This window comes from Enterococcus quebecensis, assembly GCF_001730365.1.
In the GTDB taxonomy this organism is placed as follows: domain Bacteria; phylum Bacillota; class Bacilli; order Lactobacillales; family Enterococcaceae; genus Enterococcus_L; species Enterococcus_L quebecensis.
Genome location: NZ_MIKB01000016.1, coordinates 113,662 through 126,686 on the forward strand (window position 1 = coordinate 113,662; position 13,025 = coordinate 126,686).

Below are 13,025 nucleotides of genomic sequence, written 5' to 3' on the forward strand. Positions count from 1 at the left end.
GATGAAAACAAAAATATTAGTCGTTGAAGATGATACAATGACCAATCAAGTGATTACTGATTTTTTAGAAGAGAAAGGATACGAGGTGCTTTCAGCTTTGGATGGTGAAGAGGCATGGCAAATAATTGAAGAAGAAGAATTGAATTTAATCCTTTTAGATATTATGCTACCGACAATCAGTGGGTTGGAATTGTTAGAAAGAATTCGAAAGACATCTGATGTGCCGATTATTATGTTGACTGCAATCGATCAAGAACATACACAATTGATTAGCTTTAAGCAAAAAGTCGATGACTATGTAATAAAACCATTTTCACCAACGATATTGGTAAAAAGAGTCGAAGCCGTTTTAAGAAGATCAGAGCAAGTTTCCGAAGTAGAAAAGCAAGAAGTTCATCATGGAGACGTTCGAATAAATTTTGATTCATCTATGATATTTTTTAAAGATGACCGCATTCCTTTAACAAAAATAGAATACAGAATTGTTGAATATTTAGCCAAAAATAAAGGGCGTGTTGTGACACGAGAACAATTAATTGAAACGATTTGGGGATATGAATTTACGGCAAATGATCGAGTTATTGACAGTCACATGAAAAATATTAGGAAAAAAATACCAAGCTTGAGAATCGAGACAATCAAAGGGATTGGCTATATGTTAGAGGCAGAAAAATGAAGACAAGAACAAAGACATTTATTTTTACGTCAGTAGTTATTAGTGTAGGTATCACATTTAGCTTTGCTTTGCTTTATTATTTTTTACCGTTAGTATATGAAAGTGATAAAAGAGCTAGCGCAATTAAAAGTAGTAATGAAGTGATTGAGAAGATAGACAATCAGCCAATCGAAAAAATTCAAGAAGTAGTAAGTAACGAGGAGGCAAGACAAGGCGCTACAACGTGGTTTATAGAAGACTCGAAAAATCAGTTTATCTATCCATTTTTTGTTGAAGACAATAACAAAAATCTTAGAGACAACGATATGCTTGTTATTGCCTCGGCAGATTCTATCGTACCTATAATATCTACCACGATTAAAGATTCACAAGGGAAAAAATATACAGTGAAAGTCAGCATGTTCTCAGAGCCAATCATGGCAGTGAAAGCTACGTTGTTAAAAATCTATCCATATATTCTTGGTTTAAGCTTTTTGGTTGGGGGGATTGGCGCCTATATTTACTCCTATTGGGCAACAAGAAGAGTAAATAGAATAAGTAACAGAACAAAAAATATGGTTATGCTAGCAGAGCCAACAGACTATGTAGTTAAAGGGAAAGATGAAATAAGCGAGTTGGAAAATAACATTCAATTTTTATACCTCTCATTATTGGATAACATCCAATCATTAAATCTGGAGTTGGAAAAAAGTAATGCTGTTGAACACTCGAAGTCAGAATTCATGCGTATTGCTTCTCATGAACTTAAGACGCCAATTACTGCCATGCTTGGAATCATTGAAGGGATGATTTTGAACGTTGGTCGCTTTAAAGATCGAGATTACTATCTGAAGGTATGTAAAGAAATATTAGAATCACAAAGTCAATTAGTTCAGGATGTTTTATTCATCTCAAAATTAGAAAGTCCAGAAAAATTTGAAACATCAAATGAAGTGTTCTCACTAACCGAGTTGTTTAATGAAACGCTTGATTTATTTGAACTTATGTCTGTTCAAAAAGAATTGACTTTTGAGGTGAAATTAGAAGAGGTAATGATTGATTGCAATAGAGAAGAGATGAAGCGAGTGATCACGAATCTTCTGAGCAATGCTGTGAAATATACGAAAAAAGGCGGGGTAGTCACTATTCTTTTGACATCAAGGTCTCTGGTCATTGAAAATCAGTGCACGCCATTGGAACAAGAAGAAGTTGATAAGATATTTCTCCCCTTTTATCGACCTGACTATGCTCGTGCGAGAAAAGATGGAGGAACGGGATTGGGATTGTATATTGTCTCAAAACTATTACTGAAAAATGATATTGCATTTACGTTTGAACCAATGGAAAATAAAACTGGCATGAAATTTACACTAACATTTTCTTCTGGTGTTAAATCAATAGAATAATACAGGTAAAATCCACAGTCCATGCAAATAGAATCTACATTCCTCTGATAAACTAACTGTATTGAGAGATTTAGGAGGAATTCAGTTATGAGAAAAAGAAGACTTGCTTTACTAGTATTATCAGCGGTACTAATGGTTACATTAACAGCTTGTGGTGCTAAAGCCGAAAAAGATACAGAAAATAAAGGTGAATTAAAAGGGGAAAAAATAGATAAAAAAGAATCAGATGTTGTCAGTGAACGTACAGAAGAAATTGATGGTCAAAAAGTGACCATTAAAACATTTAAAGACGGCACAGAATTAACACTTCCAGAAGGTATAAATCTGGATGATGTAGATATTCAAGGTTTGGACTAGTAGAAATAGTTGTTTCAAGATGAATAGAAATAAATTGTAATAAAACATAAAAAGGCATAGCCAAAGCTATGCCTTTTTATGTTTTTAATTGTGGGATAAGGAGGATTCGAAGGAACTTCAGTTGTGTGTAACAATTGACATAAAAAAGTTATTGAACGAGTTTCCAGTGAGCATTTTTTATCTATATCATATTTATATAAAATTTTTATATACTTCTTTTTGTAATTATAATTATACATATGGTATGATTATATATATTGTGAGGAGGAGAGAGAATGAAACATAGAAAAAGTGTTACGTTAGTTAGTTGTTTGGTGTTACTTACTTCATTTGGCAGTAATTTTTCACTGCTAGCGACAGCACAAGAGCAAGAAGCAGGGAAAATTGAATTAAAAATGGTCAAGAATGAACTGATTGCCTCAGATTCTTTTAAGCTAGGGCAAGATAACTACGTGACAGGTTCGGTAGATAAAACAATCAAAAAAGTAGAATTGCATGTCAATGGAGTATCTGTCAGTAAGGGGAAAATATATATAGAAGAAAATTTCAATACTTTTGAAATCGCAGCAGAACAAGTCATCAAGAATCTAGATGATAAGGTAGAAGTCGTGGGGTTAACGAGTAGAGGCAAAGAACTAGCACGCCAAACTGTTTCAATAGAAAAAGCCGAAATTATATTAACTGCCAATGACTTTACTCTACATGACGAAGAGATTACCGGAGTGGCAGGAAATAAAATGGATGAAGTGTCACTATTAATTGATGGAGAAATCATTGATACAGTCAAAGTCGAGTCAGACCAAACATATGTCATGCCGATTGAAGAAGATGATATTAGAACTGTTGAGGATCAGGTGGAAGTTGTTGGTTCCACTTTAGGCAAAGAATTAGGAAGAGTTTCTGTAGCGATCAACCCACTTGGATTAGATGGGATTATTCCAGACTATATTCTGGGACAGGTAAACAAAGTGACGGGAGAGTTGACAGGAAAAGATTTGGCGAAAGCCAAAAAAGTTCGTTTATTCGTAAATAAGAAACGATATACCGAAGCAATGATTAATCCAGATGGAACATTTGAACTAGACGCAACAGTGTTTATTACAGATATCAAAGATAACGTCCAAGTTTCAGTAGTAAATGAAAAAGACAATGAAATCGGACGCTATCAAGTTAAAGTAGTAACGAATGAAACAATTGAGAAAAAAGCTATTAATGAATGGTTCCCAGATCCAGTGATGGCACAATTGATTGCGGATAAATTAGGTAAACAACCAACAAATATAGTGGAAAAAGATATATTTTTAGGTATCACTGAGTTTAGTTTTAGGGCAAAAGTTTATGATTTAGAAGGGATGCAACATCTAAAAAAACTAAGGTATCTTAATTATTACGGTAGTGGGGAAAGTTTAAGAGAGGTAAGTGATATAAGTAAGTTAAGTAATTTAACATCACTCGTTTGGCTTGACTTGTTGGATGCCCCCATTAGTGATGTTCGTCCGTTAAGAAATTTATATAATCTTGAAACGTTGCTATTAGATGGAAACAAAATTAGCGATATTAGTTCTTTAAGCAACTTAAAATCTCTCAGAGCACTCCGTATAAGTAATAATCAAATAAAAGATATCAGCGTATTGAGGAATTTTACTAAGCTGAAAGAAATTAATTTTTCTGATAATCAAATCAGTGATGTTAGTCCATTAAAAAAACTTGAACGATTGGAGTCTGCTGATTTTAGTAATAATCAAATCAGTGATATTAGTTTTTTGGACTCACTACCGATAATATTTCCAAATTTTTATGGTCAAAAAATCACGTTACCAAAGCAGAAACTATCTGCAGGAAATCGTCTGGAATTGACTAGTCCGGTTCAAATTTCTAAACTGATTAATATTAGTGATAATGGAAGTTATACAGCAGAAACCAACCGGCTAACTTGGGAGAATTTAAAGGATTCAGGGGAAGTAAGCTATGAGTTCAATGGGAAACTTAATTGGAGATTTTATGGCACTGTAACGATTCCTTACGAAAAATAAAAAGAATGTCGTTGTTGGTAAGTTAAGTCAGTTTTTATAAATAGCTAAGGAAACAAAACTGTTAATTTAAGAACATTATTTTTGTTCATAATAGTATTCATGTGGTTTGCTTAGATAGATACTTACAAGGAGGAGCTAAAATGAACTATAGAAAAAGTGTTACGTTAGTTAGTTGTTTGGTGTTACTCATTCCATTTGGCAGTAATTTTTCATTATTAGCAACAGCGGAAGAACAAAGCTCAGGAAAAATTGAATTGAAAATGGACAAGAATGAACTGATCGCTTCTGACTCTTTTAAGCTGGGGCAAGATGACTATGTGACAGGTTCGGTAGATAAAACAATCGGAAAAGTAGAATTACATGTTAATGGATTGTATGTTGCTGAAGGAGATATCTTTGCAGACGATACTTTTGAAATTGAAGCAGAACAGGCGATTAAGAGTATAGATGATAAGGTAGAAGTCGTAGGATTAACAATTAATGGTAAAGAAATAGCTCGTCAAACTGTTTCAATAGAAAAAGCTGAAATTTTGTTAAACGCTAACGACTACACTTTACATGATGAAGAAATTACTGGAATTGCAGGCAATCAAATGGATGAAGTTACATTATTAATAGGCGGAGAAATTATTAAAACAGTCAACGTCAAAATGGATCAAACCTACAACATTTCAATTGAATCAGACTATATCAGATCAGTTGATACTCAAGTTGAAATCGTTGGTTCCACACTTGGAAAAGAGTTAGGTAGAACGCCAGTTGCTATTAATCCAATTGGAATAGATGCGAATATTCCTGATTATATTTTGGGACAAGTCAATAAAGTAACAGGGAATTTGACTGGTCGAGATATAGCGAAAGCTAAGCAGGTTTCTTTATTTGTAAACAAAAAACGTCGCACAAAAGCAACGATTAATCCAGACGGAACATTTGAACTAGACGCAACAGTGTTTATTACAGATATCAAAGATAACGTCCAAATTTCAGTAGTAAATGAAAAAAACAAAGAAATCGGACGGTATCAAGTTAAGGTAGTAACCAATGAAACAATTGAGAAAAAAGCTATTAATGAATGGTTCCCAGATCCAGCGTTGGCACAAATGGTTACGCATAGATTAGGTAGACAACAATCAACGGATATAGTTGAAAAAGACGTATTTTTAAGTATCACGGAGCTAGATTTAACGAGAGAAGTTTATGATTTAGAAGGAATGCAATATCTTAAAAAATTAATGTCTTTTAATATTTATAGCAATAGTAACAATTTAAAGAATGTAACTGATATAAGTAAGTTAAGTAACTTGACATCACTCATTTGGCTAGAGTTGGCAGGTGCCCCCATCAGTGATGTCAGTCCGTTGAGAAATCTATACAATCTTGAAACTCTTGTTTTAAAAGATAATAAAATTAGCAATATTAGCTCGTTAAGCAACTTAAGATCTCTTAGAGCGCTTAATATGAGTGAGAACCAAATAAAAGATATCAGTGTATTAAGGAACTTTACGAAATTGATTGATATTGATTTTTCTGATAATCAAATAGAAGATATAAGTGCTTTGAAAGATCACACACGATTAAGGTATGTTAATTTTGATAGAAATCAAATCAGCGATGTGAGCGTCTTTGGACCTTCTACAAATCCGAGTGTTGGAGATCAAAAAATCACATTGCCTAAGAAGAAACTATCTGCAGGAAATCGTCTTGAACTAGAAAGCCCCGTATCCATTGATAAATTAAATAAAATTAGTGATAATGGAAATTATATATCAGAAACAAATCAGCTAACCTGGGAGAATTTAAAGGATTCAGGGGAAGTAAGCTATGATTTTCAGGGTAAACTTCATGGGAGATTTTTCGGCACTGTAACGATTCCTTACGAAAAATAAACAATAGTAACTCTTAATTTAGAAATGAGTCATGACTTTTCTAAATTAAGAGTTTTTCTATATTCACAACCATTAACAATCCTTAAAAAAATCTACACAATCTTATATTTTCACCCATTTTTTTGGTATGATGTATCTAACTAAAAAAAGCGAGGAAAAAATTATGAGTGAATCACAAATAACCAAAAAAGCCATTTCATCCGCATTGATCGAATTATGTGGTCGAAAATTATACAGTAAAATTAGTGTTCAAGATATCACCAAAGAAGTTGGATTAAATCGCCAAACCTTCTATTATCATTTTACTGACAAAAATGATTTATTGCGCTGGATCTATACTCACGACGCATTAATTTATTTAGATTCCCCAGACGTAAGCATTGATAACTGGGAAGAGCAAGCGCTAAAAATGCTAAAAGCAATCCAGTCGAAAAGTGATTTCTACTATAATACAGTCAGTTCAGACTCAGATATATTGAGAATATGCTTTTCAGCAATCACCAACAAACTTTTCATCAATTTATTCAATCAAGTCGATAAGGAAAATCAGTTGTTACCAGAAGACAAAGTATTTTATGCACGTTTCTTCTCCTATGGCTGCAGTGGTGTTTTGATTGATTGGATTTTAGGTAGTTATAAAGAATCGCCATTGGAAATTGCGACACAGCTGTTTCGCTTAGCAAAAGACACAGAATTCTTCTCTTATCGGTTATACGCACAGGAAAATGAATTATTGTGACAAACTGTTTAAAGTGTCTAAAAAGAAGACGGAATGGAAAGGCTATCACAAGACTTTTATGAGAAATCGTTGTACGCTAGGTTCAATAAAATGAATCGGAGGGATTCTCATGAAAAAAAGTCACATTGGATTAGCTGCAGCAGGTGCATTAGGTGCAGCCTATCTTGCTAAAAAAGTATCCGCTGAAAAGAAAGTAGAAAAAGTTGCTGAAGTAGAAGAAGAAATCAATAGCCGATATTATGGAGACAAACAAGTGTATCTAATTGGTGGTGGGATTGCTACAATGGCCGCAGCAGCTTACTTGATTCGTGATGGGAACTTTAACGGAAAGAACATCCATGTGATCGAAGGCATGAAAATCCTAGGCGGCAGTAATGACGGCATCGGTACGAACGACAAAGGGTTTGTTGCTCGTGGTGGACGGATGTTAAATGAAGAAACCTATGAAAATTTCTGGGAACTATTTGATAGTATTCCATCTCTTGAATGGCCTAATCATAGTGTGACAGAAGAAATTTTAAACTTTGATCATTTGCATCCCACTCATGCACAAGCACGTTTAGTGACAAAAGATCAAGAAATCGTTGATGCTCACACGATGGGATTTGACAATGAAGATCGACTAGCAATGACGAAATTACTAGCAGCTTCTGAAGGAAGTTTGGATGACATGACTATCGAAGAATGGTTTGCTCCTCACTTTTTTGAAACCAATTTTTGGTATATGTGGCAAACAACCTTTGCCTTCCAAAAATGGAGCAGTGTTTTTGAGTTACGTCGTTATATGAATCGAATGATTTTAGAATTTTCCCGTATTGATACTTTAGAAGGGGTAACGAGAACTCCTTTGAATCAATACGATAGCGTGATTCTTCCTTTGAAAACATTTTTAGACAAACATGGTGTTGATTTTACTTTGAATGAAGATGTTATTGATCTGGAATTTAAACCAGGTTCAGAAATTACTGTTACTGCGTTGAAACTAGGAAATGGTGAGACTATTGAACTTGCTGAAGATGATGTTGTGATTATGACGAATGGGACAATGACGGATAGTTCAACGGAAGGAGATTGGAGCCATCCCGCACCAGCTGTTACTGAAGAATCCCGTTCTGCTAGACTTTGGCGTAATATTGCTAAGAAAAAAGCAGGATTAGGAAATCCTGAACCCTTTTTCGGTAATGAAGCTGAAACAAACTGGGAAAGCTTCACTGTCACTTGTCGCGGAGATAAATTATTAAAACGAATCGAAGCTTTTTCTGGAAACATTCCAGGATCAGGCGCATTAATGACATTGAAAGATTCAAGTTGGTTGATGAGTACAGTTGTTGCGGCTCAACCACATTTTAAAAACCAAGATGCTAATACAACAATTTTTTGGGGGTATGGCATTTACACGGATAAAGTTGGGGATTATGTGAAAAAACCAATGCGTGATTGTACAGGAGAAGAAATTCTATACGAATGGATCTGTCAGATGGGCTGGGAAGCTGACTGGGAAGAAATCATTGAGGACATCGTTAATGTAATTCCTGCATATATGCCTTATATTGATGCACAGTTCCAACCACGAAAAATGACTGATCGACCACAAGTTGTTCCTGAAAATAGTACGAACTTTGCTATGATCAGCCAATTTGTAGAAATACCAAAAGATATGGTATTTACGGAAGAATATTCCGTGCGTGCAGCCCGAATTGCAATTTATACACTGTTTGATATCGATAAAGAAATCATTCCAGTAACACCTTACAACCGTGATCCTAAGGTTTTGGCAAAAGCTACACAAACGATGTTTAGGTAGAAAATAGTTATTTATATCAGGAGGATTAACTGGATATTGAAAAACTAAGAGACTAGGACGAAATTCTTTAAATCTTAGAAGTTTATGTGTTCGAAGTAATGCATAGTCTACATTCGTATCAGTATTCACTCTGATTTTAAGGGTCTGAGGTATAACTCTTCGAGTTATACCTCAGACCTTTATTTTATGTTCCTAGAACGGATACTATCAGAAAATGAAGTACCGAAACCAGTTGATGGTGCAAAAATATACGTGCGAGCAAGGAGTTTGACAGGAGAAGTTTCCGATACACGGGTTCAGAGGCTAGGTACAATGAAGCGACGAGTACCGATGCAAAAAATCAATCTGACTCTTGGTATATGAGTGGTTATCCCTATGAGGTAGAAGAATAAGCTACAGGTTACAGCTAGATTAGCGATAGATAAAACAGCAATTGATGAGGGACAGACAGTCGCTTTTACGCCTACTTTTACTAATTCAGCTTGGATCTTAAAGCGGGCGCATTAAAAAGTTTGGGGAAATACCATGCTGAAGTGGAACCAACTTTGGAAGACGCTAAGTAGAGAAGGTGTTAAAAATAAGAAAGAGAAATTACCAACAAATAATTTCCCTTTCTTATTTTTTTCTTTCTGCATAGCAATAAAAGTATGAAAATAAAATGTCAAGATGAATATTTAAAAATAATATCATTTTTTGGTCGGAAAAATTATCATTTTTTGATAAAAAAAATTCTGAAAAAGAGTAAAAAAAAAGAATTAAGTTATTGCATAATAAGCATCTAGGTAAATAAATTTCAATGTTTATTAAAAAAAAAGTAAAAAAAGAAATAAAAAAAGGAGAATAAGCGATATTCTTATATAGGAGAAAACCTAATTTAGGAGGGGAAAATGAGAGCTTTTTTAGATGAATCGTACGATAGAAAGTTGAAAGTTTTAAGTTATATAGACAATCAAAGAAAAATAGTAAGTATAAAAAATATATCTGAAAACACAAACCTTTCTGAAAAAACAGTTTTACAAATTATCAGACAGTTCGAACAAGAATTTTCTCCATCTTCCGGCCAATTTCAAATTAGCTATGTTAACAAGACAATCAAAGGGATATTTGCAGAGAATCTAGATGTAATGTCAATTGCGGCAACGTATTTAAAAGAGTCTATCCTTTACAAAATTATTTATAATATATTTTTATATGAGAAAGTAGACGTAAAAAAATTTTGTGAGCTAGAGTACATAAGCGCATCAACCTTTTCTCGTTATCGACAAAAACTAGCTTCTATTTTAAAAAAATTTGATTTAAAGTTATCTCGCGTTAACAAAATTGCTGGTGATGAACTGAAGATCAGAAATTTCTTTTTTTTGTTTTTTTCACACGCATCGAATCATTGGGTATTTAATTCACAAGAATATAGAGAAATTGAAGCGAATATCTATAAAAAGGTGAAGTCATGGTCTATTTTGAATAATGCGAAGCAAGCGAGAGTTTGTTTGCTCATATATATAAGTAATATTCGATCTTCCCAAAAGCATAATTGTAATAACGGGATATTGGTAGAATTATCTCAAAAATCAGAATTTGATTATAAAGAAGCTTTAGTAGAGTATTTTTCGTCAAAGAAAAATCGCTCACAAGAACAAATCTGGCAGGAAATAAGTTTTGTTCAATTATTTATGTATAAAGAAGATTTAGTTACAGAAAAAATAAACTTTGAAGAGTATACTTCTTTTTTCAATGAAGAAAATTTTCCCTTTGTAGAAAACAGTAATCAGCTTACAGAGCAAATCATTGAGACTTTTTTTTCAAGCTTTACAGGAGACCTAGCCCAACTTTTTCTTAGAATTAGGCAAGAAATAGACAAAATGCATCTAGTCTTATCAACTTGTTATATAGATACAAACATATTCAGTTATATCTACGATCCAATTAATTGTTACTACCGTGATAAAACAGAAGAAGAAGTGATTGAAGCGATAAAACAAATATTTGATAATTCACAATTATCTCAGAGTTATAAAAATTGGTGGATGGAATTAAATATAGATGAATCATCACTTCTTGAATATGTCTATTGGGTTGTGTATATGCTATTAAACGAAATACAAGAATACACATTTCCTCCTGTAAAGGTAATGGTTCAAAATTCGAAATTTTTTGCAGAAACAATTATTGCAAATAAATTAGTTTTGGTTTTTACAGATCGAATCCAGTTAGTTTCTGATTTACGTGATCAACCAGATGTATTGATCACAGATATTTATCTGCCCGAAGTATCGGAGAATACAAGGGTGGTATTTGCTAATTCATTTTTTAGTTTAAGTGATTTCAACAAAGTGATTGATGAAATTAAGCAAGAGATTATAAAAAAATACAGTCATCGAACTATTGTGCATCCGCTTAGTAATATTTCTTGAAAAAAGAGGTTATTCAAAACAAGAGGTATTGTGTAATTGAGAATTAACAAACGCAGACAAAGTTTTCCAAATGTTTGGGTCGAATGGGTTGTCGAAGTAAAAGAAACTATTGTTGTCGATATTACCTTCGTAACAGTCTGAAATAACAATGTCGGCATCATTGATAGTTTTTGAGAAATGTATAACTTGTTCACCGAAAATAGTTAACAAATTAGTTTTAATATTACCGACTGTATAAAAATTTTTCGAGTATTGACAAAAAATTTTTAAAGGTTTGATTTTTTTAGAGCTATCTATAATGTAATACAAAAGGTTTACCATGTAATTTACCAACCCATCGGAAATTTTTTTATTGGAAAAAGAAACGTCTTTGAAAAATGAACGAGTGAGACTATAAAGTTCTTTTTCTACTATGTAAAATTCATCGTCATCACTATCCAGTGAAAATTGGCGTTCTTCTTGTTCCCATAAAGTCTCATAGTCAATTCTAATATATTTGATATAAAGTAGGGCAATCATTAAATGATAGAAGAAAAATTGAAAATCCTCTGTATCTATTAAAAGATTATACTTTTTTTGAAGTAGGGTGAGTAGCTTTTTACAGATAGCAGCTAATGGTAAGTCTGAATCAATAAGCAATTGAGCAGTTCGTTTTTTTGTTTCGTTTGTATCAATATCACTGATGAAAAATCTAGCTAAGTAACCAAAATAAGCTTGCTCAGTTTTGAGCTCATCATCAGATAATACATTGTCGAAACTTATTGTAAAGGTTGTAGGGTTTTCGTTGTTCAAAATTAATAAATATGAAAGAAAGTCTTCCTCTATAATGATTTTTTCTTGCAAATATAGGATTCGCCAGTATGTAATATTCTGAAAGTAACGAATTCTAGTATCTTGAGACGGGGATAAAGTCGTTGAGATTGGAGTAGGCAACTCTTCAAAATATTTAGGCGATCGATAGAATGGCCAAAACAATCCTTTTAATATTGACCAGTAACCAAAAAAAAGAAAAAAGCGAATGTCAGATTCTTTGCCATAAATATTTGTTTTATTTGAATCATCACCAAAAGCTGTCTTTATATTGAAAGGTTTTAAAATCCTGTTTAAGGAGGTCAAATTTTTATAAGTATAAGAAGGGCTCAAGTTCACACTCTGGGCTAAAGATTCCAAAGAACTATAGTTTTTATCAGCAGCAGCAGCAAAAATTGTATATTCAGGAGATACAGTAATGTAGTAGAACCTTAAATAATCAATGACATAAGCGACATTCATGGATTCAGGAATAGATATAAACAATAGTGTTGATTTTTGATTGATTTGAACAAATTGATTTGGAAATGCTTGGGTCAAATCTTCATTTATCTGTTGGATGTAACGATAAATTGTACTTTTTGAATCACCGTTCTGGTCAATGATCTCTTGAATACTAATTCCATGTATACTAAAAACTATTTTTTTGAATAAATCAAACTTATTAGCTTCATTTTTTTTCATAAATTTTTTATTCATAGTTATATCGCTCCTTTTGAAAAGTATAAAAACTATATATTTAAGTGATTATAGTGAAATATAACACGAAACCATTTAAATGTTAAAAAATTTGTTGTTAAAGTTAAAAAAAAACCGTTCTTTTCAAAAAATCCTAAAAAAAAAGTATTTTACGGAAATAAATCAAGGATAAAAAATGTATAATTACAATATAATTAAATGAAAATTAAAAACTATTTTATTTAA

At 32.8% G+C, this 13,025-nt stretch carries 10 protein-coding genes; 9 read left to right on the plus strand and 1 reads right to left on the minus strand.

The genetic code is table 11. The features are described 5' to 3' along the window. The first annotated feature begins 1 nt into the window (after position 1). The 9 genes from BCR23_RS11735 to BCR23_RS11770 all read left to right on the plus strand — a co-directional run bounded on the left by BCR23_RS11735 (position 2) and on the right by BCR23_RS11770 (position 11,291). Complete coding sequence (locus tag BCR23_RS11735; RefSeq protein ID WP_069635672.1) at positions 2 to 676, plus strand: response regulator transcription factor; 675 nt, start codon at positions 2 to 4, stop codon at positions 674 to 676. Further along, positions 673 to 2,061: a sensor histidine kinase gene (locus BCR23_RS11740; protein WP_069635673.1), complete on the plus strand. Its 1,389-nt coding sequence runs from the start codon at positions 673 to 675 to the stop codon at positions 2,059 to 2,061. Before BCR23_RS11735 ends, BCR23_RS11740 begins: the two co-directional genes overlap by 4 nt. 87 nt (positions 2,062 to 2,148) lie before the next feature. After that, a complete protein-coding gene (locus BCR23_RS11745; protein ID WP_069635674.1) occupies positions 2,149 to 2,418 on the plus strand; it encodes a hypothetical protein in 270 nt (89 codons plus the stop codon). 275 nt (positions 2,419 to 2,693) lie between these two features. Continuing rightward, complete coding sequence (locus BCR23_RS11750) at positions 2,694 to 4,451, plus strand: immunoglobulin-like domain-containing protein (protein ID WP_069635675.1); 1,758 nt, start codon at positions 2,694 to 2,696, stop codon at positions 4,449 to 4,451. 140 nt (positions 4,452 to 4,591) lie between these two features. Beyond that, positions 4,592 to 6,337, plus strand: a complete 1,746-nt coding sequence (locus BCR23_RS11755; protein ID WP_069635676.1) for an immunoglobulin-like domain-containing protein — start codon at positions 4,592 to 4,594, stop codon at positions 6,335 to 6,337. Between the two features lie 163 nt (positions 6,338 to 6,500). Beyond that, complete coding sequence (locus tag BCR23_RS11760; RefSeq protein WP_069635677.1) at positions 6,501 to 7,076, plus strand: TetR/AcrR family transcriptional regulator; 576 nt, start codon at positions 6,501 to 6,503, stop codon at positions 7,074 to 7,076. A gap of 109 nt (positions 7,077 to 7,185) precedes the next feature. Beyond that, the gene (locus BCR23_RS11765) at positions 7,186 to 8,880 is read left to right on the plus strand and encodes an oleate hydratase (RefSeq protein WP_069635678.1); all 1,695 of its coding nucleotides are present in this window, start codon (positions 7,186 to 7,188) and stop codon (positions 8,878 to 8,880) included. 186 nt (positions 8,881 to 9,066) lie between these two features. Then, on the plus strand, positions 9,067 to 9,243 hold the full coding sequence (locus tag BCR23_RS14790; protein ID WP_167352176.1) for a hypothetical protein: 177 nt from the start codon (positions 9,067 to 9,069) through the stop codon (positions 9,241 to 9,243). Between the two features lie 524 nt (positions 9,244 to 9,767). Then, positions 9,768 to 11,291: a helix-turn-helix domain-containing protein gene (locus tag BCR23_RS11770; RefSeq protein WP_069635679.1), complete on the plus strand. Its 1,524-nt coding sequence runs from the start codon at positions 9,768 to 9,770 to the stop codon at positions 11,289 to 11,291. Positions 11,292 to 11,300: 9 nt separating this feature from the next. On the opposite strand, the gene BCR23_RS11775 is transcribed toward BCR23_RS11770, so the two are convergent. Further along, on the minus strand, positions 11,301 to 12,800 hold the full coding sequence (locus tag BCR23_RS11775; RefSeq protein WP_069635680.1) for a helix-turn-helix domain-containing protein: 1,500 nt from the start codon (positions 12,798 to 12,800) through the stop codon (positions 11,301 to 11,303). Between the last annotated feature and the right edge of the window lie 225 nt (positions 12,801 to 13,025).